At 40.4% G+C, this 22121-nt stretch carries 15 protein-coding genes; 8 read left to right on the top strand and 7 right to left on the bottom strand.

Features of this window, described 5'->3' with window-relative positions; all coding sequences use genetic code 11:
• Positions 1 to 8: 8 nt before the first annotated feature.
• The 5 genes from MTF66_RS03900 to MTF66_RS03880 are packed head-to-tail and all read right to left on the bottom strand — an operon-like array spanning position 9 to position 9092.
• Positions 9 to 2531 (bottom strand): glycogen/starch/alpha-glucan phosphorylase, encoded by a 2523-nt coding sequence (locus MTF66_RS03900; RefSeq protein WP_248526457.1) that lies wholly within the window; start codon positions 2529 to 2531, stop codon positions 9 to 11.
• Positions 2524 to 4581, bottom strand: coding sequence for a glycogen debranching protein GlgX (gene glgX, locus MTF66_RS03895; RefSeq protein WP_058584128.1), 2058 nt, complete (start codon positions 4579 to 4581; stop codon positions 2524 to 2526). The genes MTF66_RS03900 and glgX overlap by 8 nt, the downstream gene beginning before the upstream one ends.
• Positions 4571 to 6808 (bottom strand): 1,4-alpha-glucan branching protein GlgB, encoded by a 2238-nt coding sequence (gene glgB, locus MTF66_RS03890; RefSeq protein ID WP_248526456.1) that lies wholly within the window; start codon positions 6806 to 6808, stop codon positions 4571 to 4573. The genes glgX and glgB overlap by 11 nt, the downstream gene beginning before the upstream one ends.
• On the bottom strand, positions 6808 to 8784 hold the full coding sequence (gene malQ, locus MTF66_RS03885) for a 4-alpha-glucanotransferase (protein ID WP_248526455.1): 1977 nt from the start codon (positions 8782 to 8784) through the stop codon (positions 6808 to 6810). Before malQ ends, glgB begins: the two co-directional genes overlap by 1 nt.
• An 8-nt stretch (positions 8785 to 8792) precedes the next feature.
• Positions 8793 to 9092, bottom strand: coding sequence for an isoamylase early set domain-containing protein (locus MTF66_RS03880; RefSeq protein ID WP_054562386.1), 300 nt, complete (start codon positions 9090 to 9092; stop codon positions 8793 to 8795).
• Between the two features lie 1210 nt (positions 9093 to 10302).
• On the opposite strand from MTF66_RS03880, the gene MTF66_RS03875 reads away from it, so the two are divergent.
• Positions 10303 to 12225, top strand: a complete 1923-nt coding sequence (locus tag MTF66_RS03875; RefSeq protein ID WP_248526454.1) for a bifunctional diguanylate cyclase/phosphodiesterase — start codon at positions 10303 to 10305, stop codon at positions 12223 to 12225.
• Between the two features lie 42 nt (positions 12226 to 12267).
• The gene (locus MTF66_RS03870) at positions 12268 to 13191 is read left to right on the top strand and encodes a hypothetical protein (protein WP_248526453.1); all 924 of its coding nucleotides are present in this window, start codon (positions 12268 to 12270) and stop codon (positions 13189 to 13191) included.
• A 9-nt stretch (positions 13192 to 13200) separates the two neighbouring features.
• Here the strand turns inward: MTF66_RS03870 and MTF66_RS03865 are convergent, their stop codons facing one another.
• Together MTF66_RS03865 and MTF66_RS03860 are read right to left on the bottom strand one after the other, a co-directional pair.
• Positions 13201 to 14349 carry a cellulose-binding family II protein gene (locus tag MTF66_RS03865; RefSeq protein WP_248526452.1) on the bottom strand — a complete coding sequence of 383 codons (1149 nt, stop codon included), beginning with the start codon at positions 14347 to 14349 and terminating at the stop codon, positions 13201 to 13203.
• A 71-nt stretch (positions 14350 to 14420) separates the two neighbouring features.
• Positions 14421 to 14849 (bottom strand): Lrp/AsnC family transcriptional regulator, encoded by a 429-nt coding sequence (locus MTF66_RS03860; RefSeq protein ID WP_054554593.1) that lies wholly within the window; start codon positions 14847 to 14849, stop codon positions 14421 to 14423.
• 204 nt (positions 14850 to 15053) lie between these two features.
• Here MTF66_RS03860 and MTF66_RS03855 point away from each other — a divergent pair, with 204 nt between their 5' ends.
• The 6 genes from MTF66_RS03855 to MTF66_RS03830 all read left to right on the top strand — a co-directional run bounded on the left by MTF66_RS03855 (position 15054) and on the right by MTF66_RS03830 (position 22072).
• Positions 15054 to 16259, top strand: a complete 1206-nt coding sequence (locus MTF66_RS03855) for an aspartate aminotransferase family protein (protein ID WP_054562390.1) — start codon at positions 15054 to 15056, stop codon at positions 16257 to 16259.
• Positions 16260 to 16304: 45 nt separating this feature from the next.
• A complete protein-coding gene (gene astA, locus MTF66_RS03850; RefSeq protein ID WP_054562391.1) occupies positions 16305 to 17339 on the top strand; it encodes an arginine N-succinyltransferase in 1035 nt (344 codons plus the stop codon).
• A gap of 18 nt (positions 17340 to 17357) precedes the next feature.
• The gene (gene astD / locus MTF66_RS03845) at positions 17358 to 18830 is read left to right on the top strand and encodes a succinylglutamate-semialdehyde dehydrogenase (protein ID WP_248526451.1); all 1473 of its coding nucleotides are present in this window, start codon (positions 17358 to 17360) and stop codon (positions 18828 to 18830) included.
• A gap of 40 nt (positions 18831 to 18870) precedes the next feature.
• Positions 18871 to 19674: a DUF1338 domain-containing protein gene (locus MTF66_RS03840; RefSeq protein ID WP_058584121.1), complete on the top strand. Its 804-nt coding sequence runs from the start codon at positions 18871 to 18873 to the stop codon at positions 19672 to 19674.
• 29 nt (positions 19675 to 19703) lie between these two features.
• A complete protein-coding gene (locus tag MTF66_RS03835) occupies positions 19704 to 20594 on the top strand; it encodes a transporter substrate-binding domain-containing protein (protein WP_248526450.1) in 891 nt (296 codons plus the stop codon).
• Between the two features lie 260 nt (positions 20595 to 20854).
• Positions 20855 to 22072 (top strand): type III PLP-dependent enzyme, encoded by a 1218-nt coding sequence (locus MTF66_RS03830; protein ID WP_248526449.1) that lies wholly within the window; start codon positions 20855 to 20857, stop codon positions 22070 to 22072.
• Positions 22073 to 22121 lie beyond the last annotated feature (49 nt).

Genomic DNA, 22121 nt, shown 5'->3' with positions numbered 1-22121 from the left:
GTCTTAAGCTAGCTGCTTTTCTTCTGTGTGTTTTGCTGTGCACTAGTGTCCAGTAATGGCTCCAAATGCCAGATATCTTCACTGTATTGACTAATGGTTCTATCGCTCGAAAACATGCCACTGGCTGCAGTATTCAAAATACTCATTTTGGTCCAGTGAGCTGTGTCTAAGTAGGCTTGTTCAACTTGCTCTTGCGCTTCGACGAAGCTGGCAAAATCATGAGCGACTAACCATGGATCGTGCGGGCTCTTAATCGCCGCAATAATGTCGTCAAATAAATTAGGCTCAAACAAATTGAAGTGACCGCTCTCGAGTAATTGCATTACTTTATAGAGGCTGTCAGTTTGGTGAATAATCTGCTCAGGATTATAGTGCGCTTTGATATCATCAATTTGCTCTGCACGTGCACCAAATAAGAAGAAGTTGTCAGCACCCACAGCATCACGAATTTCGATGTTAGCGCCATCTAACGTACCTATAGTCAATGCGCCGTTCATCATGAACTTCATGTTACCTGTGCCTGATGCTTCTTTACCTGCTGTAGAAATTTGTTCAGATAAATCCGTCGCTGGGCAAATAGTTTCCATTGCTGTCACGTTGTAATTAGGTAAAAAAGCAACTCTTAAATACGGCTTAGCAAGCGGATCTTTGTTGATCACTTCTGCTACGTTATTAATTAATTTAATAATTTTCTTCGCCATGTAGTAACCTGGTGCAGCTTTGCCGCCCAATAGCACACAACGAGGAACAATGTTTGCTGTATCGCCTTGGCGAATACGGTCGTAAAGGTGAATAACGTGCAATACGTTTAAGAGCTGACGCTTATATTCGTGAATACGTTTCACTTGCACGTCAAACATCATTTCGGCATCAAACTCTACGCCACAGCGGTTTTTCACTAACTCAACAAGGCGTTGCTTATTGCTGTGTTTTACAGCTTGCCATTGTTTATGGAATTTAGGGTCGTCATATAAACGACGTACCTGACTAACTTTACTAAAGTCTGCAACCCACTCATCACCAATATATTGATTAAGCAGTTTAGCCAGCTCAGGATTACAATGTGCTAACCAACGACGAGGTGTTACACCATTGGTTTTGTTGTTAAACTTCTCTGGCCATAGCTGATAAAACTCATTGAATAGACCAGCTTTAAGTAGCTCAGTGTGAAGTGCAGCCACACCATTCACCGAATAGCTACCAACAATCGCTAAATATGCCATGCGAATTTGTGGCTCAGGGCCTTCTTCGATAAGCGACAGCGCACGTTGTTTTTCAACATCACCTGGCCATGCTAACGCCACTTCAGCGAGGAAACGTGCATTGATTTCGTAGATAATTTCTAAAATACGCGGTAATAATCGAGCAAATAAAGATACTGACCACTTCTCTAATGCTTCAGGAAGTAAAGTGTGGTTTGTATAGGCCATGGTCTTAGTCGTGATAGACCAAGCTTCTTGCCAATCTAGCTCATACTCATCAACCAAAATACGCATAAGCTCAGCGACAGCAATACTTGGATGTGTATCGTTTAATTGAAAAACTTGGTAATCAGCAAAATCAGAGAAGTCTTCGCCATGATTGCTAACCCAAGTGTCAATAATGTCTTGTAAGCTCGCTGATGATAAGAAGTACTGCTGACGTAAACGCAGTTCTTTACCGTTCTCACTGCTGTCATTCGGATAAAGAACCATGGTAATTTGTTCAGCTAAGTTTTTACGCGCTACTGCTTCTGAGTAACTACCCGCATTGAACTCGCTCAAATCAAATTCGTCTGTGGCTTCTGATTTCCATAAACGTAAGGTATTTACAATATCATTCTTGTAACCCGGAATTGGCACATCATAAGGCACAGCTAAAACATCATGAGAATCTAGCCATTGACGGTGCTCACGACCATATTTATCAGTATAACTTTCAACATGACCAAAGAATTTTACGCGCTTTGATTGCTCAGGTGCACTTAGTTCCCACGGGTGTCCTTCACGTAACCAGTTATCTGGTTGTTCAATCTGATTACCATTTTCAATAGCTTGATTAAACATGCCGTATTCATAACGAATACCATAGCCTACCACTGGCAATGCAAGGCTTGCACAGCTATCTAAGAAACATGCAGCTAAGCGTCCTAAGCCACCATTACCAAGGCCTGCATCATGCTCAGCCTCAGCAACTTGCTCAAGCTCTGTGCAGTATTCTTGTAACGCTTTAGCGACTTGCTCATCTAAGTCTAAGTTCAAAATCGCATTACCAAGAGCACGCCCCATTAAAAACTCGAGTGATAAGTAAGCTGTTTTACGGCGTTTTTGTTCATGGATTTGCTGTTTGGTCACACGGCAACGAGCAACTAATCGGTCACGAATAGTTAATGCTAATGCATGGTATAAATACAGCTGTGATTTACCTACTTTGTCACGCCCAAGGGTGTAATAAAAATGGCGTGATAAGTCATCATCTAGTGTACTTTCATCAACTGTAGGCGCATCCTGCCAGCCCTTTACAATACATACTTGATCGGCATTTTTAGCCATGATTTAGATCCTCTGAATTGGCGGTAAAAACCCAGCTGCTCATTGCAGCAATCTGGTGTTCCTTATCAACAAATTGTGCTGACATAGGATGAATGCTGGTCAGTGCTAACTGCCACTTTCCTTTATCTAAACTAGGAAGTTGGCAAGTTACCGGCTCTGATCCTGCATTTAATATGATCAATAAAGCTTGATTTGTATGCTTGTCGGTCAGGCTGTATATCAAAACTTGGCGATCACCTTGATGCCAATCGTCTTGTTGCATATTGGAGCCTGATTCGGTGAACCACGCGACTTCATAACGTGGGTCATTATCGTGAACAAAAAAGCGGTGTTTAAAAATGCTGAACTGCTTACGAATGCGCAGTACATCGTCAATAAATCGAGTTAGGGGATGACTGAATTGAGAGTCTTTCCATGCAAGCCAGCTTGTACGATTGTTTTGACAATAGGCGTTGTTGTTACCGCCTTGTGAGTGTGCCATTTCGCTTCCTAATGAAAGCATAGGCACGCCTTTAGAAAGTAACAAAGTTAACAGCATATTTTTTTGTTGCTGTAAGCGTAATTTGCTCACTTGTGGATCGTTGGTAAACCCTTCGACACCACAATTGAATGAGTGATTGCCACTGTGGCCATCACGATTTTGCTCACCATTGGCTTCGTTGTGTTTATGCTCGTAGCTGACTAAATCAGCAAGCGTGAAGCCATCATGGCTGGTGATAAAGTTAATACTGTTAAGTGGCCCACGTAGGTTATGCTCAAACAAGTCAAACGAACCATGTAAACGTTTTGCAAGCTCGCCAATTACGCCCTGCTCTTGTTTCCAAAAGCGTCTTATCGTATCGCGATACTTATCATTCCATTCACGCCAAGGCGCAGGAAAAGCCCCTAATTGGTATCCACCTGGGCCAATATCCCACGGCTCTGCAATCAGTTTAACTTGGCTTAGTACTGGGTCTTGATTAATCGCTTGGAAAAACGCATGCGCCTGATTAAAACCATTCGGGTTACGCGCTAAAATGGTTGCTAAGTCAAAACGAAAGCCATCGACCCCCATCACTTCAACCCAATAACGCAAGCTATCAAGTACCAACTGTAAAGAGCGAGGCGAATCAATATTTACGGTGTTACCACAGCCGGTATCATTAATATAATGCTGGGGTTTATCAGCAACGGTGCGGTAGTAACCTAGATTGTCTAAGCCACGTAGCGACAAGATAGGTCCATCTGTGCCCGCCTCTGCAGTGTGGTTATAAACCACATCGAGTATTACTTCGATATCTGCTTTGTGAAGCGCCGCCACCATTTCTTGAAACTCGCTAATATCATCATTAACCAGATACTCTTTATGCGGTGTAAAGAAATTAAGGGTGTTGTAGCCCCAGTAGTTTTGTAAGCCTTTGGCTGTTAAAAACTGCTCACTGATAAAAGCATGAACGGGTAATAACTCTAAGCAAGTCACACCAATAGTACGTAAATGTTCTATAAAACTAGGGTGGCTTAAACCTAAAAATTTACCTTGTAACGGTTTTGGGATCTCAGGGTGGCGGCAGGTTGCACCAACCACATGACACTCATAAATAACCGTTTTTCCCCAGCAATGATTGGGTTTTTTACCTGTGTAAGGTGCCAGTTCACGGACTCGTGATTTCGGCATATCAATGGCATTATTAACCTGACTTAACTTTCCAACAGGCATTTGCCCATAGTGACGTTCACTCCAGGTAAACTCACCATATAAATCTCGGGCATACGGGTCTAACAGCAATTTGTGATTATTAAAAAATAGTCCTTTTTCGGGAGCGTACTCACCATCAGCGCGAAAGCCATACAAGGCGCCACTTTTCAAAGGGCTCACTTTTAGTGTCCAGATACCACCTTCGTTCATATGCATCGCAAGGGTAAGAATTTCTGAATGACCGCTGCTATCAAATAAGCACAGAGACATATGTTGTGCTTGTGGTGCGTACACTGCAAAGTTTACGCCCTCACCAACAACAGACGCCCCTAAAGGCGAGCTCACACCGACTTCTAGTTCGACACTATGACTCATCGCTCACCTTCTTAAGGTAAATTGTCGCAAGGCCAGGCAAAGAAACACTAATACTTTGATTAAAGCCATGACTTTCTTTCGCTTGGCTTACAATTATTTGCTCTGCATGATTAGTTGCTTCAACGCCGGAACCAAAATAATCCTCTTTGTCGGTATTCAAAATAACTTGATAGGTACCAGCTTTTGGCACACCAATCACGTAGTCGTGATACACCTGCGGCGTTAAATTACAGATCACCACCACAAAATCTTCAGCTTTTTTTGCATAGCGAATAAAGCTAAACATACTTTGCTCAGCATTATTGCTATCAAGCCACGCAAAACCCGCAGGGCTTGTATCCTGCTCGTATAAAGCTGGCGTGCTAGTGTATACAGCATTTAAATCTTTAATCGTTTGCTGCATGCCTCTGTGGCTAATATGTTCAAGTAAATGCCAATCAAGCGATTGGTCGTGATTCCACTCTTTTCGCTGGGCGATTTCTGCACCCATAAACAATAATTTTTTACCTGGATGCGCCCACATAAAGGCATAGTATGCACGTAAATTTGCAAACTTTTGCCAGTCGTCCCCTGGCATTTTTTCAATTAATGAGCCTTTACCATGCACCACTTCATCGTGGCTAAGCGGTAGAATGTAATTCTCACTGTAGGCGTAAACCATCGAAAACGTCATTTCATGGTGGTGATGCGAACGGTAAATGGAATCGCGCTGCATATAATGCAAACTGTCGTTCATCCAGCCCATGTTCCACTTATAACCAAAACCTAAACCATCATGGTCAACTTGGCGCGTAACACCCGGCCATGCTGTTGACTCTTCAGCCACCATCATAATGCCCGGATTTTTTGCATAGCAGCGCATATTGACTTGTTTTAAGCACTCAATGGCGCCTAAGTTTTCTCTGCCACCGTATTGATTGGCAACCCACTGCCCTTCTTCACGGCTATAGTCTAGATAAAGCATTGAGGCAACCGCATCAACGCGTAAACCATCAATGCCAAATTCATGCAGCCAATACATTGCATTCGCAATTAGGAAGCTACGAACCTCTGCGCGATCATAATTGTAGATATAGGTATTCCAATCAGGGTGAAAACCTTGCCTAATATCAGCATGTTCGTATAGATGGGTGCCATCAAAACGATGTAAACCATGAGGATCACTTGGGAAATGACCTGGTACCCAGTCAAGAATAAGGCCAATATCGGCTTCGTGACATTGCACGACGAAGTAAACAAAATCTTCAAAGCTGCCATAGCGACTGGTCGGGGCAAACAATCCAACAGGTTGATAACCCCAAGAACCATCAAATGGGTACTCGCTGATTGGCATTAATTGTAGATGCGTAAAACCGAGCTCTTTTGTGTAAGGAATAAGATTATCAGCAAGTTCACGCCATGTGAGGTAGCGCTCGCCATCATCTCGTCTTTGCCAAGAACCCGCATGCACTTCATAAATACTAACAGGCGCATCAATACTGTTTCGTTTTGCACGATTTGCTAACGCCTTTTCAGAAAGCTGAATACCTGTTTTTAGCTTTTGTAGTACTGACGCCGTACCCGGTGCTTGTTGCATCTTAAACGCAAATGGATCGGCTTTATCAAGCACTTCTCCTGTTAGAGTGGTGATAGCAAATTTATAGCATTGATGCTCTTTAAGCCCAGGAATAAATAACTCCCATACCCCACTGGCAGGATGAAAACGCATAAAATGGCGATTACGCTGCCAATAGTTAAATTCACCAATAACCGATACACTGCTAGCATTTGGTGCCCACACTGTAAAACGAACACCATCAACGCCTTGTTGAGTCACAAAATGTGCACCAAAATGTTGATACGCATGCTCTAAACTGCCTTCATTAAACAGATACATTGCCTGTTCATCTAAGCTGCTTTCAAAGCTGTACTCATCATATTGTTGATGAGCAAACTCATTGCTATAACTAACATCTAGCTGGTAGTCAGGCTTAGTTTTTGATTTGATATTTGCGATAAATAAATGACTATCACCTTGTTGCTGCGCAACGACTTTTTCTGTGCCAAGCAGAATCGAAACACTGCTTGCGCCAGGCAAAAAGCAACGAATTTCATAGCTTGTAGGGCCACTTTTATGCGCCCCAAGAAAGCTGAAAGGATCTCTAAAACAACCACTGGCTAATGCATCGATTTGTTTTTGATAAATAACAGGTTGTGCACTTTGCTCTTGACGAACACGACTTCGCATTATTGATTCCTTATCGAAATTAAATTGGCTAAGAATGACTGTTGCGCTTCGATAATCTGCGCCGCTGGACGCGACAATAAACGCCGCCAATTTGGGTACTCTTTATCAGTACCGGGGATATTTACAGGCAGTATTTGCTGATCTAAGTCATCTATTTGAATAGTAAATAGCTTTGCTGGTGCTGCCGCTAATGAGGATGCCAACGCTTCATAAACCGTAAAGGCATCTGTTTCTAACGATAAATGCTGATTTGACTCTCGTGCTATAAAATTAAGCATACGATGCTTTTCAATGTTTCTCGCATCGAATTGAGCCCGAGTTTGCTCATCATCAAGCAAACCATATTGTTGTTTAATCGTAATATCATGGCCAATCCACCAGCCTTTGAATGGTGGTACGTCATGGTTGGCTATCATTAAAAGACTATGAGGAGCAAAATGCTCAGCCGCTAAAAACTCACCTTGGTGATCTTTTTCAAAGTAGAACAACCCGTTTGAATAGATTGCACTTGCTTTTAGTGCTTCACGCACTTCATTAGGTACAACACCTAAATCTTCGCCAATCACCACACATTGATTGAGGTGAGATTCAATCTTTAGAATTGCTAATAATTGTTCAAAGGGATAATAGACATAACAACCATCTTGCTGGGAGTTATTTTCAAAACACCACCAAAGTCGGCGTATCGCCATAACGTGGTCAATTCTAAGGCCACCAACATCTTCCATATTGGCGCGGATAAGTGAGCGATAAAAAGCAAAATTGTCTTTACTTAACTTTTGTGGATTAAGTGCCGGTAAGCCCCAATTCTGACCATGTTCAGCCCAAGGGTCTGGCGGAGCTCCAACATGTGCATTTTCGGCAAATAATTCATTTTGGCTCTTGAACTCACTGCCATCACCTGCACAGCCAACGGCTAAGTCATTAATAAGGCCAATAGCCATACCATTGTCACGGGCAGCTTGCTGGCAGATATTTAATTGAAGGTGAGCTTGCCATTGTAAATAGCTAGCATAATCACGGTCTCCAACCAACATGGTCGACAGGCTGTGTTTATGGGTTTCACAAAAACGAGTGAACTGCTGTTTTCGCTCTGCTGAGCCAAACTCACAAAAGTGTTGATATAAACAGCTAAACACTTGATATTTAAAGTCACTAACTGATGTATAATCAATGTAAGTCGCATCGGTTTGCGGTTTATCCGCTAACAATTTAATAAGTGCATTATTATTTTTGGCGTCTTCGCATAATGACACTGCAATATACAGCGGGTTCAATAACGCTCGGCTATTTGGACTATAGGGACTCGCCCTCTCTGGGCTGTGTTCAAACAGTAAATGCAGCGGATTAAGCAACACATAATCCATGTTTTTTGTCGCGGCTGCTTTAATAAGCTTTGTTAAGTCAGCGAAGTCACCAATTCCTAACCCCTCTTCATTGCATAAGCTATAAAGCTGAATGGATAAGCCCAAACGCTTTTTGTCATCAATAGAGAAGCTTTCTTTAGGTGTGATCCATAGCTGACTGTGAGATTGCTGATCAGCCACAGTAATGAGGGCATCATGATAACCAATTGGCATTTCAGGAACTGGCAATGCAAGCTCAAGATAACGAATACCGTTTAGACCATAGTCACCAAGAACAGCTAAACCTTGTAAGTTTTCACAAGTAAAATGAATATCAAGCGAAGGCACGCTTAAAGTACATGAGCGTGATAATAAACGCTCATCAACGCGTACTTTCAAAATTGGGTGGTGTGCCTCAATAATGCTTGTATGAGGCAACAAATTCAGCCATGTACCTGCATCTAATGCAAAATTAAGTTGGTTAATTGCATCAGTATCCTGAGTATCTACACCACAACAACTAAGTGCCTGCATGCGTGTACTTTCATCGAAAATAACATGCTCACCAGTGTATTTAGTATATTCATAGCCTATGCCATGCAGGTAATATAACTGCGAAAGTGACTGCATCAAAACACCTAAGCGCGTTGGGTATTAACAATGCTGTTATCAGTACCAAAACCGTTAGGAATATAACCATCTGCTTGGTGATCGTTGTCCCATGTTTCGCCATTGATTAAGTAACGGAAGTGAAATTCTTGATCAAGCGGTAAGCGCTGCTTGCATTTGAATACTTGTTCTTTTTTATTAAACTTCATTGGCACTGGCTGCCAATCTGTGAACTCTGCAACTAATTGCACATCATCAGCATCAGGGTGTTGAAATTCAAAGGTAACTTCTGTTTCGTCTTTAGTTTTAAAAAAACGTTTACTTAGCATAGTGGGCTCCAATTCAACCAATTGGTAAATTAATCCTTGCCACAGTACCGCATTCAACGACTCATTCAGCGGAAGCTGTGCGTTTCAGGTTTATTAACTTGCTTACTAAAACATCAAGTTTGTATCTAGTAAACCAAACCTATATTTACGCATTATGACAGTGCATCTGTATATTTTTCGCACCACCATAGTGCATAAAACACACAAAAACTACAACAATCATATTGCTGTATTATTACGAGCAATAACTGAACCAAGTTGATAATAAAATATACTTTATTTTCAGTACCTTTTTTATCAACCTCATTCGCAACTTATAAAAAAGTAGATAACAATTTAGATTGGGTAAAGTGAATAAAATTGAAGTGGAAAGTTAGAGCAATCATACTAAAATAAACACTACTTCTTTCGTCAAAAATACACTACCAACAATTTATAAAAACAAGACAAAACAGATTTACATCGTACAGCCTCGTTAAATAAATTAACAAACAAGATGGTAATAAAATCTTTATTTTTTGACTGATTATTAATTTTTTATCACAGGAAAACTTATAAAACGCAACGCAAATTTAATTTTATAAACCAGACGCTAATCCCGCACTACCCAATTAACGTTTTTAAAAATTATCTCAGTGCATATACAAACACAATAAGTAGAAAAGCGTAAATTCGAACGAACTACCAATCCCTGAAAGCATTAACAGTGCTGCTTTTCAGTAATGTTATAACCACTTTTTCTGACCACAAGAATAGCTAGCTTAAAACCTGATTCGGATAAAACTAGCAGGCCACAGCAAAAGTTGGTATATAACATTTAAAAATTAACAATTAGCGAAAAAAATAATAAATTCCACACATAGCCATCAGAGATAATAAAATAAATACAAAGTAGTGACTTATTGTTTAGCTAAACAATAACCATAAACACTATTAGTATGAAAGTATCTAAGCATTTTTCTCGGAAACAGTGCTAAAGTTTGCTCGATGAATAGCAATAATGCAGTATAAAAGTAAGACTTCAATTAATTAGCATAGGAAAAACACTTTAGAGCATTAGCACTAATGACTATGAATTTTCACATTCTATACTCATCCATGCCCCAAAGTATGAGAAAGGTTTTGTCTAATCTAGATACAAACAATATACTCGATGTATTAACTGGTGAGGTTTTATTGTAAAACAAAGACACCACAATGGTAGTAATGTATGGCCAATGCTCTTCGAACTTTATCAATAAGTATTATAACTTTAATAGCTTTTATATATGGCTTAAATATCTTCTTGACTAAACAGGTCAATGATTTGATGTACGCGCCAAAAGGCTTAGAACTACATACTTTCCAAGGTACAGATGTTACAGTGGTAACAGCTCCTTGGTATAACCTCGTGTTAAGTGGCCAGCATTTAGTTTACGATAATAATATTTCTTATATTGTTATTAATACAACAAATAAGTCAGTCGTAACCGCGATGACTTCGGATCTTATACTCACTACATTATTCTCACCGGTAAACATTATCATTTTAATCTTGTTAGCATTAGCCATCAGTTGGTTAGTTAACTTAAGATTTCAAAATAATCATGAGAAATACGCTCTCAAGATGCTCAATACTAAAGCAATTGAATTACTCAATAGTCTAAACTTAGCCAGTGAATCAGGTCTAAACAAGCATACACAACTTGAACAGTTACAAGTAAATTTTCAAACACTTACAACCCATATAACTAATTACACACGTGAATCTGAAGTCAGTATTTATCAAGATAAGTTAACCCACCTTATTGACCGACATGCCTATATAGAACACCTTGCCAAGCAATTGAGACTTGCTGAGATGGATAAATTCAGCTGTGCTTTACTATTTATAGATTTAGATGGGTTCAAACAGGTGAATGACTCTTTTGGTCACAGTTTTGGTGACGATGTGTTAATTCAAGTAGCAACACGCTTGAGCAGTGTTTTACGCCACCATAAAATAAGTAATATTTCCCCAATTAGTCAACTAGAACAAAACTTAGCACGCCTTGGTGGTGATGAGTTCTCTATTTTCATTAACTTAAAAGATGATAAAGACAAAGCACTAGAGGTTGCACAAAATGTACTGCACGAAATCGAACGTGATTTTGTTTTAGGTAACAAGCTAATCAAAATTAGCGCTAGTATAGGTATTGCGGTTTACCCAGATAGTGCATCCACCCCACAAGCATTACTGCAAATGGCTGATGTTGCCATGTATCGAGCCAAAACAGATGGTCGTGGAATTTTTAAAGTCTATTCTCCTGAAATGGGTAAAAAGATTAGACGCTATCATTACTTGCTAGAAGAAATGCGTCTTGCTATTGCTAGCAGCAGTTTTCATTTGTCTTTTCAACCTATTGTACATGTAGATGATTGTGCCATTGACTACTTTGAAGCATTAGTTCGCTGGGATCACCCTGTTGAAGGCTCAATCACGCCTGACGAGTTTATCCCCATTGCTGAAGAGTCTAATCTGATACTAGAACTTGGTGATTGGATCATGCTGGAATCATGTAGGCAAATGTCTGCTTGGTATAATGCGGGGATGAAGAAAGTGTCTATTTCTGTGAATATATCTGGCGTGCAATTAAAGCACTACGATATTTATGAGTGGGTCATGGAGAAACTTGCCAAAACAGGGCTGCCTGCAAAAGCGCTGATGCTAGAAATAACCGAATCAACCTTAATCAAAGCAAGCAACAAGATTATTCAATCGTTAGAAAAACTCAGAAGCGAAGGGATCACCATTGCGATTGATGATTTTGGTACTGGTTTTAGCTCGTTAAGTACCCTTGCAGATTTACCTATCGATGTGATCAAACTCGATAAACTGTTTGTTGCGCAAGCTAACGATAACCATAAATATAATGAAATCATGCACTCTGTCAGCGAGCTTGGCCGAAAACTCGGCCTTAAAGTTGTCGCCGAAGGAGTTGAAGAACTCGCTCAATTTGAATTAGTTAAATCGATGGGTATAAACAGTGTTCAAGGCTACCTAGTGAGCCACCCTGAGTCGTCTGTCAATGTTGGCCATAAAGTATTGCAAGATAACATTAACTTTATGTCTGTTACTGGAACAGGGGTTTGGAATATACAGCAGCCGCTTTAGTAAGTTATACTAAACACATTATTCAAAGCCACTCCCTTGTTAATGTTAAAAAAAAGCTTACTTACAGTTTTTATCTTGTCAGTCACCATTATTGGAATACTGGTTGGCTCTTCTATTTATACCCTTTACAGCAAAAAACGTTTAACTGTGGACCCAAAACTGAGAGAAATCTCTGGTATTGAATTTGATAAGTTCAATCGACTTTGGGCCATTAATGACAGCGGTGACCAGCCAAAACTATACCGTCTTAATGAAGATGGCTCTATAGCAAAAGAAATTTTGGTAACCAATGCTAAAAACATTGACTGGGAAGATATGACACAAAACAAATTTGGTCACTTCTTTTTAGGGGACTTTGGCAATAACAAAAACGACAGAAAATGGTTAACCATTTATAAAATAGAAAACCCAATCGATATTAAAAGTAACACTACAGAAGCAGAGATAATCAAGTTTACTTACCCTGAAATGGATGGCAGCCCTATTGAGCCCGATCAACGTAATTTTGATTTAGAAGCCTTTGTAGCCCTTGGCCGACACCTCTACTTATTTACTAAGAATCGCACTGAGCCATTTGATGGTATTACAAAAGTGTATAAAGTTGGCGATCATGCGGCTAACTTTGATGCACAATTAATAGATTCGTTTCAAACTTGCACCACAATGGAAAAACTTTGTTGGATCACTTCTGCGGCTCTGAGCCCTGATAGAACCAAGTTAGTTCTACTTGATTCAACTAGCATTTGGTTATTTGAAAATTATCAAGGCGATAAGTTTTTTTCAGGGGATGTATCGCGCATTGACTTAGGCATTGTTACGCAAAAAGAAGCAATCACTTTTTACGATGACAACACAATTGTTTTTACAGACGAAGAGTTTAAAGGCATTGGCGGTAATGCCTATGTGATAAAGCTCGATGAAGTCGAAAAGAAAGTCATTCGCAAAGCGCCCAAAACCAATCAATGACTAAGTGCGTTATTTAGAGAGCGCTTTTTCGATATCTACACCTAATATCAGCACTCCCATGTGCTGATTTTCCTTATCAAATATGGGCACACTAAACTGTACCTGAAAGTGTTTGGTAGATTCATCAAATTCCACAGTATCAATGTAGTAATCATCATCTTGCTGATACATATTTAAAAATTTGGCTTCATCACCCTGCCAATAGTCAGTTGTGACTTCACTAATAATGACATTTTTACCTTGTTTATCGCTGACAATTATTTCTGTAATAACACCTAGCATCTGCTTTTGCCATACTTGTAAGAATTGTGAACCTTCAAGTTTTAAGTAGCGCTCTGCAAGTATAGGTGTATTGTCACGAACTTGTTTTGCCCATTGATGATCAAGCTGTTCGAGGTCTTGCTGTGCGAGTGGTTGCTGATTACTTTTAATAACTGCTTGTTGCACTTGTTCTGAATTAGCTAATTGCTGTATTTTTTCTAAAAGCTCTTGCACTAAGGTAAGTTTTTCAATTTTTGACAACACAAAAGGACTTTGTGAGCAGCTACTTATGTGGCTGTTAAAGGCATTTAAAAAGTCAGGAAACTCCTCAAGTGTTTTATTTGCAGCAAATAATCCCAAAGGTACATAACGATAGAATGTTTGCGTGTATTCATCTGGCTTTATTTGTAACTGCACCGCATTGAATTCAAACTCTTCTAAATCAAGCAGTATTCTATCTACCCGCTGCTTTTTAAATACTTTTATAAGCTCTTGCGTGGTGTTAACTTCGACTTCAATTTTCCGATTTGTTAATTGATACCAATCAGCCTGATGACTCCCTCTTACGACGCCATAACGAAGTTCGTGTTCAGCTATTGAAGCTGAATCTGCATGGGTAAACCAGTACCAGTTTTCTAAAAACATCGGGGCAGAAAGCTCACCATACTCTTGCATTTGCGATAACAGGTTTGCGGTAAAGTAACCATCGAGCCGATTTAGCTGCACTTCCCTTTTGGCCCTTAACCAAGGTAACTTCTGCAAGTGAAATGGCACATTGATTTGCTTGAAAATACATTCAACATGCGTAATTGCGTTGTGTGGTGCGTTAATTGGCAGATTAGTACCTAACTGAAAAGGCTGAGCCACAGTGAGTGAAAGCAATAATGAAGCAAGCATCTACATAAGCCTAAATAACTAACAAACTAAAGTCATTATAGACAATAGAGTCAGTTTTACCCGATAAAGGGTTAACGCTTAAACTTCGTCTCTAAAATCACTGACGACGTTGTTCGCTCAACACCATCTAAGTTACCAATGTCATCTAATAGGTGGCTTAACTTTTCAAGGTTTTGCGCTTGCACAACGGCAATCAAATCAAATTCACCGCTAATTGCGTAGAGCTGTGAAATAGCATCAATCTGCTTTAGTTCAAGATTCGTTTTGGTAGTCAGTTTTTGTTTCACTTTAATCGACACATGCGCCGATACCATTTGGCTCAAATAGGCATCACCATAGTCTACGCTATAGCCTTTGATCACCCCTGTTTCTTCTAATTTCAACATTCTGCTTTGAACTGTTGAGCGCGATAAATTAAGCGCTCTCGCTAGGTCAGAAATACTCGCACGCGCGTTGGTTCTTAAGATAGCTAATAGTTTTTCATCTTGTGAAGTTATCACTTTGACTACTCTTTTCGTTAATTTGCTTTTTATTTTAGTCATTTTTCACAAAATAGCACTGCAAATTTAAGTCCCTAACCCAGATAATAAGAAAAATAGATAAGAAAAATAATCTCATCGTGCTTAATTAGGCAGGAACGGCTTAACTGACCTACTTTTTGCAATTTAACTTTTTTCATACTAAGCCAGATTTAGGTGCAACAAATGCAAGTAACAAGAGAACTTTTTAACGACGTAATGGTACCAAACTACAACCCATCAGAGGTGATTCCTGTTCGCGGTGAAGGCTCACGTGTTTGGGATCAAAACGGTAAAGAATTTATCGATTTTGCAGGTGGTATTGCCGTTAATTGTTTAGGGCATTGTCACCCAGCTCTTGTCAATGCCCTAAAAGAGCAAGGCGAAAAAATTTGGCACTTATCAAACGTAATGACAAACGAGCCTGCACTTCGCTTAGCTAAAAAGTTAACTGACGCTACATTTGCAGATAAAGTATATTTTGCAAACTCAGGTGCAGAAGCTAACGAAGCGGCATTAAAATTAGCGCGTCGTTGGGCTTTAGATGTACACGGCGAGCAAAAGAACCAAATCATCGCGTTTAACAAAGGTTTCCACGGTCGTACATTCTTCACTGTTACTGTAGGTGGTCAAGCTGCTTACTCAGATGGTTTCGGCCCTAAGCCTGCTGCTGTTGATCACTGTGATTATAACGACTTAGCTGCTTTTGAAGCGCTTATCAGTGACAACACATGTGCCGTAATGATGGAACCACTACAAGGTGAAGGCGGTATCATTTCGCCAACGAGCGATTTTATCAAAGGTGTTCGCGCATTATGTGATAAACACAATGCTTTACTTATTTTTGATGAAGTACAAACAGGTGTTGGCCGTACAGGTGATTTATACGCATACCAAGGCTTAGATGTAACGCCAGATATCCTAACAACAGCAAAAGCGTTAGGCGGTGGTTTCCCAATTGGCGCGATGATCACAACAGCTAGCATTGCAGAGCATTTAAAAGTAGGCACACATGGTTCTACTTACGGCGGTAACCCACTTGCATGTGCTGTAGCAGAAGCGGCTTTTGATACTGTTAATAGTGAAGAAGTACTTGCAGGTGTTAAAGAGCGTGAACAGCTTTTACGCGATGGCTTTGCAGCAATCAACGAAAAATACGACGTATTTAGTGAAGTACGTGGTAAAGGTCTATTATTAGGTGCAGTTCTTAACAGCAAATTTGAAGGCCGTGCACGGGATTTCCTAGTAGCAAGCACTAAACACGGTTTAATGAGCCTTGTTGCTGGTACAAACGTTGTGCGCTTTACGCCATCTTTAGTGATTCCATTAGAGGATATCAAAGAAGGTTTAGCTCGCTTTGAAAAAGCGGTTGCAGACGTTGTAAACGGTTAATCCTAGTTGGCGCATGCTTTAGCATGCGCCATTGGAGTGCACTTAATGCAAGTATTACGTCCTATAACAGCAAATGATTTTGCTGCGTTAAAACAAATTGCTGTTGAATCTGGTCATGGTTTTACCTCTTTACCGGTTGACGACAATTTACTACAAGAAAAAATTGAACGCGCTGAACGCAGTTTTGCAAAAGATATTAATAAACCACAAGACGAAACCTATTTATTTGTATTAGAAGACAGTGAAACGGGTGACGTTATCGGCACAACGGCTATCGAAGCTGCTGTAGGAATGTCGGTTCCTTTGTATCATTACCACCAAGGTAAAACTGTTCACCATTCACCTACTCTTAACGTATATAACACAGTTGATATTCTGAGTATGTGTAATGATTATACGGGTTGCTCTGAAATTTGTACCTTGTTCTTACGTGAGCAAAACCGCAAAGGCTTAACGGGTCGCTTTTTATCACGTTCTCGCTTTTTATTTATGGCCCAGCACAGCGAACGTTTTGCTGACACCATTATTGCAGAAATGCGCGGTGTAAGTGATGAAGACGGTCATTCACCTTTTTGGCAGTGGTTACAAGAACACTTTTTTAGCATTGAGTTCCCGCAAGCTGATCACTTAGTAGGTTTAGGCGATAAAGTCTTTATTAGCGAGTTAATGCCTAAGTACCCTATCTATGCCAACTTACTGAGTAAAAAAGCACAAGCTGTGATTGGTAAGGTTCATGAAAAAACCAAGCCTGCGCTTAAACTTCTAGAAAAAGAAGGGTTTGAGCACCGTGGTTATGTTGACCTATTCGATGCAGGGCCAACTGTTGAAGCAAAACTTGGCAATATTCGCAGTGTTCGTGAGTCACAAGTGTGCCCTATCACTATTGGTGAGCTTGCGCATATCAATGAGCAAAGCTCAGATACATTAGCTATCTGCAACCATGGTGTGAATGACTTTAGAGCCACATTTACCAAGCATGCTCATTATAACCACGCCAAGCACACCTTAATCATCAGCCAAGAAGTGGCAGATGCACTTAAATTAAAACAAGGGGATGCAGCACGGTTCTTCCGTTTGTAACCACTTAAGGAGTTTAAAATGAGTGTCACAACTCAACTTATCGATAACCAATGGCAAGCTGGCCTTGGTCATGATTTTAGTTCAATCAACCCAAGTAATGGCGAGGTTGTTTGGCAAGGTAAAACAGCCACGGCTGAACAAGTCGCTGATGCAATAAAAGCAGCTCGTAGTGCGCAGCTAGGCTGGGCTGATATGACTCTTGAAGAGCGTATCGTTATTCTTGAAAACTTTGCTGCAGAGCTTAAAGAGCACAGCGAAGAGTTTGCAACGATCATCGCCCGTGAAACAGGTAAACCGCTTTGGGAAACACGTACTGAAGTAGGTGCAATGACGGGTAAAATCGCCATTTCAATCAGAGCCTACAACGAACGTACAGGTACCACAGAAAACCCAATGCCTGGCGCTAAAGCGTTTATTCGTCATAAGCCACATGGTGTTGTTGCGGTGTTTGGTCCTTATAACTTCCCTGGTCACTTACCAAATGGCCATATTGTGCCAGCTATTTTAGCGGGTAATACAGTTGTATTTAAGCCATCAGAACTAACGCCTCATGTTGCTGAGTTCACCTTAAAACTTTGGCTAAAAGCAGGCTTACCAGCCGGTGTCATCAACCTTGTTCAAGGTGAAGTAGACACAGGTATTGCTTTGGCATCTCACCAAGATATTGATGGCTTATTCTTTACGGGTAGCTCAAATACAGGTCACCTATTACATAAGCAATTTGCAGGTCACCCAGGTAAGATTTTAGCGCTGGAAATGGGTGGTAATAACCCACTGATCGTAAAAGATGTCGCAGATGTAAGTGCGGCTGTTCACGATATTGTTCAGTCTGGTTTCATTACTTCTGGCCAACGTTGTACCTGTTCTCGTCGTTTATTCATTGAGAACTCGGCAAATGGCGATGCAATTTTAGAAAAATTAATTGCTGCAACAAAAAATATCAAAGTAGCCGACAGCTTCAGCGAAGATCAACCGTTCATGGGTGCAATGATCAGCGAAAAAGCAGCTTTAGGTATGGTTGCAGCTCAGCAGCAGTTACTTGATATGGGAGCAACCTCTCTTGTCGAACTTAAGCATCTTGAACCGGGTACTGGTTTTGTAAGCCCTGGTATTATTGATGTAACGGCTGTTAAAGATATGCCTGATGAAGAACACTTTGGTCCTCTTATCAAGGTTTATCGCTACACAGATTTCGATAGCGCGATTAATGAAGCAAATAACACCTCATTTGGTTTATCTGCTGGTTTATTAAGTGATGATAGCGATGACTACCAGCATTTCTTAAAACGTATTCGTGCCGGTATCGTTAACTGGAACCGACCAATTACAGGCGCATCAAGCGCTGCACCATTTGGTGGTATTGGTGCCAGTGGTAACCACAGAGCAAGTGCCTATTACGCTGCTGACTACTGTGCATACCCTGTTGCTTCTGTTGAAGCCGAAAAAGTTAACTTACCACAGACCCTTGCGCCGGGCTTAATTATTGAATAATTGTTTGGCGGCCTCGCCGCCTTAATTGAAGGAATTAAACATGCACACAGATGTAAACGCCCTATTTGAAAACCTATGGGACAACTATTTATCAGTTACGCCATCGGCGGTAAAAGTACATGAGTTACTTGGCTCTACACAAAAAGATGACGTGATTAACGATCACATCGCACTACGTACTTTTAACCATGAAAAAATCGGTTTAGAAAAACTAGCTGCGCACTTTTTAGCTGTTGGCTACAAAGAATGCGGCGAGTACCACTTCGAAGCGAAAAAACTATACGCAAAGCACTTCGAACATTCAGATCCTAAGCAACCTAAAGTTTTCATTTCTGAATTACTTGTTGAGCAATGCTCAGAAGAATTACAAGCTATCGTTAACGACATGGTTGATCAGATTGACGAAAACGCTGTAACAGCGGATAATTTCCTATATTCAGGTACGCACTGGCAAGTAAGCTCAGACACCTACAAAAAGTTGCTAGCAGAAAGCGAATACGCTGCATGGATGTCAGCATGGGGTTACCGTGCTAATCACTTTACCGTGAGCATCAATGAATTAGCTAAATTCGATGATATCGAAAGTGTAAACCAAGCACTTAAAGACGCGGGTTTTGCGCTAAATACATCTGGCGGCGAAATCAAAGGTTCACCAGAGGTTTTACTTGAGCAATCTTCGACTCTTGCTGATGACAGCGAAGTTGAATTTAGCGATGGTGTTGTTGCCGTACCGAGTTGTTTTTATGAGTTTGCTCTGCGTTATGCAAAACCAGATGGTGAGCTATACACAGGTTTTGTAGCAGCATCAGCTGACAAAATTTTTGAGAGCACCAATGCTCGATAAGTAAGTTATATTTTAATACTCAGGTCATTATGAAAAAACTAGCGTTTAACTATCAAAAAAATCGTTTTTTTTATCAAATGGCTTGGGTATTTAACCTTCCTTTAGTAATTGTTGTAACCTTTATTAGTATAACTGTTAAAGCCAATGAAAAGAGTTCTTTAACTATTCTAACTCCTTCCTATTTTGCGAATGAGTATGACGAAAAGAACATAAATCAACACTTTTATAAAGTGATTGAACCTGCGTTAAGTGATGAATTTCAGCTAAGTGTCCAATTCACTAATCACGCTCGGTTAATGAAACGCCTAGCAAGCGAAAAAACGAGTTGTACTTACAATGCGATTAAGACACCCGAACGAGCTAAAAACATGTTGTTTTCAAACGTGCCTACTTATATGCACATGCAAAGACAACTGTTCGCTTTAAAGCCGAATATCGACAACCTTCCATCTTCTGCATCCGTTGAAAGCCTTTTAGCAAATAAACAAATTTTTGGTGTTATAGGCTCTACAAGCTACCAACAACTGGACCCTGTTTTTGAAAAGCATAATACGAAAATAGCTCACATTTATGGTGAAAACCCGTTTCTACAATTAAGTAAGCTACTACTAAATCGTCGTATTGATTATATCGTTGCGTATCGAGAGTCTTTATATTCGCACCTAGACGCGAAGCAATTAAAATTGATCAGCTCACGAACGATAAAAGAATACCCTCAATTTATTAATGGCTTTTTTACCTGCAGTAAAACCGCGGCGGGTTATCGTGCCATTAAACTTTTTAATAATTATATGAAAAGTGCGGAAATGGCAGCCTATATTCAGCAATTACACAGCCAAAGTAATCACCCCGATGACGCAAAAGCTATGCTTGATATTTATTCAAAAAGCTACGGAATACGCTTTGAAAACAGTAACTAAGTGACTATTAATTACTGTATAAAATTAATTCAAAAAATATTTAAAAAATACTTGCGCAAATAAAAAAGCAGATCTATTATCTCGCCGCTTCTTGATGATAGCCAATCCGAGTACATTACAAACCCTGTTTGTAGCAAGGCGATAGAGCAACTATCCAAGAGTGTATTTGATTGCACAGAACATACTGTGCGCTTAATAACACTCAACTGACTCGGACTTCCATTTTTTTCCGAGCAGTTGCTTAATTGCCGGAGAGTAAAATGGCTATTTCAACACTTACACAAGACTTAACAATCAAAGTACCTGCAGCGTCGGTTGCTGCAAACGAACCAGTCGCACAACCATCAAACCAATTTATTGAGCAACTTGTTGCACAAAATGGCGCGCCATTAATGGTGCTAGATTGTGAATCTGTTCGTCACCAATACCGTGCATTAAGCCATGCTTTACCTGGCGTTGTTTTACACTTTGCATTAAAGCCACTTCCTCATCCTGCGGTTGTTCGTACGCTTTTAGAAGAAGGTGCCAGCTTTGATTTAGCAACCAGCGGCGAAGTTGACTTAGTCGCCAGCCAAGGCGTTCCTAGTGATCGTACAATTCACACGCACCCTATCAAACGTGATCGTGATATCCGTGATGCACTTGAATACGGTTGTAATGTGTTTGTGGTTGATAACATCAATGAATTAGAAAAGTTCATTGCATACAAAGACCAGGTTGAGTTGCTTGTTCGCTTAAGTTTCCGTAATGCGGAGGCATTCGCAGATTTATCGAAAAAATTTGGTTGCAGCCCAGCAATGGCCATTGAAATCATTCGCTACGCGCAACAATTAGGTATTCGTATCAAAGGGTTGTCGTTCCATGTTGGTTCGCAAACAGCGAGCCCAGCTAAGTATGTCACTGCTATTGCTGCATGTAACCAAGTGATTAACGACGTAGCCGCATTAGGGTTACCTGCGCTTAGTACGCTTGATATCGGCGGTGGTTTCCCAGTGCCTTACAACAAAGATGTGCTGCCAATTGATCAGTTTTGTGCGCCGATCAATGATGCCTTATCACAGTTACCAGAGACAGTTCGCGTAATTGCTGAACCAGGTCGCTTCATTGTTGCTAGTGCTGTAACCAGTGTTGCATCGGTAATGGGTCAAGCGGTACGTGATGGCAAGCCATGGTACTACTTAGATGATGGAATTTACGGCTCATTCAGTGGTCTAATGTTTGATGAAGCTTCATACCCTATCGACTCGTTAAAGCAATCAAACGAACGCTTTGAGTCAGTATTAGCAGGCCCAACTTGCGATAGCATCGACGTAGTAAGTGAGTCAATCATGCTACCAAAATTAAACAATGGTGATTTAATCATCAGCCGTATGATGGGCGCTTACACATTAGCAACAGCAACAGATTTTAACTTCTTTAAACGTGCAGAAGTTATTGTTCTGAATGATGCAGTGCAGGTTGACGCACTCGCCGGTTAATCGATTCCTCGACTAAAAGCATGTAAGGCAACATGCTTTAACTCTTAAA

The organism is Pseudoalteromonas sp. 2CM39R (genome assembly GCF_023161845.1).
This window is presented reverse-complemented; position numbering and strand designations above follow the sequence as displayed.

What these genes read in the sequence shown, in the direction of transcription:
- astD (WP_248526451.1), top strand. Translation starts at nt 17,358, where the DNA reads ATGAGTGTCACAACTCAACTTATCGATAACCAATGGCAAGCTGGCCTT.
- MTF66_RS03830 (WP_248526449.1), top strand. Translation starts at nt 20,855, where the DNA reads ATGGCTATTTCAACACTTACACAAGACTTAACAATCAAAGTACCTGCA.
- MTF66_RS03875 (WP_248526454.1), top strand. Translation starts at nt 10,303, where the DNA reads ATGGCCAATGCTCTTCGAACTTTATCAATAAGTATTATAACTTTAATA.
- MTF66_RS03855 (WP_054562390.1), top strand. Translation starts at nt 15,054, where the DNA reads ATGCAAGTAACAAGAGAACTTTTTAACGACGTAATGGTACCAAACTAC.
- MTF66_RS03835 (WP_248526450.1), top strand. Translation starts at nt 19,704, where the DNA reads ATGAAAAAACTAGCGTTTAACTATCAAAAAAATCGTTTTTTTTATCAA.
- MTF66_RS03900 (WP_248526457.1), bottom strand. Translation starts at nt 2,531, where the DNA reads ATGGCTAAAAATGCCGATCAAGTATGTATTGTAAAGGGCTGGCAGGAT.
- MTF66_RS03880 (WP_054562386.1), bottom strand. Translation starts at nt 9,092, where the DNA reads ATGCTAAGTAAACGTTTTTTTAAAACTAAAGACGAAACAGAAGTTACC.
- MTF66_RS03840 (WP_058584121.1), top strand. Translation starts at nt 18,871, where the DNA reads ATGCACACAGATGTAAACGCCCTATTTGAAAACCTATGGGACAACTAT.
- astA (WP_054562391.1), top strand. Translation starts at nt 16,305, where the DNA reads ATGCAAGTATTACGTCCTATAACAGCAAATGATTTTGCTGCGTTAAAA.
- MTF66_RS03870 (WP_248526453.1), top strand. Translation starts at nt 12,268, where the DNA reads ATGTTAAAAAAAAGCTTACTTACAGTTTTTATCTTGTCAGTCACCATT.
- MTF66_RS03865 (WP_248526452.1), bottom strand. Translation starts at nt 14,349, where the DNA reads ATGCTTGCTTCATTATTGCTTTCACTCACTGTGGCTCAGCCTTTTCAG.
- malQ (WP_248526455.1), bottom strand. Translation starts at nt 8,784, where the DNA reads ATGCAGTCACTTTCGCAGTTATATTACCTGCATGGCATAGGCTATGAA.
- glgB (WP_248526456.1), bottom strand. Translation starts at nt 6,808, where the DNA reads ATGCGAAGTCGTGTTCGTCAAGAGCAAAGTGCACAACCTGTTATTTAT.
- glgX (WP_058584128.1), bottom strand. Translation starts at nt 4,581, where the DNA reads ATGAGTCATAGTGTCGAACTAGAAGTCGGTGTGAGCTCGCCTTTAGGG.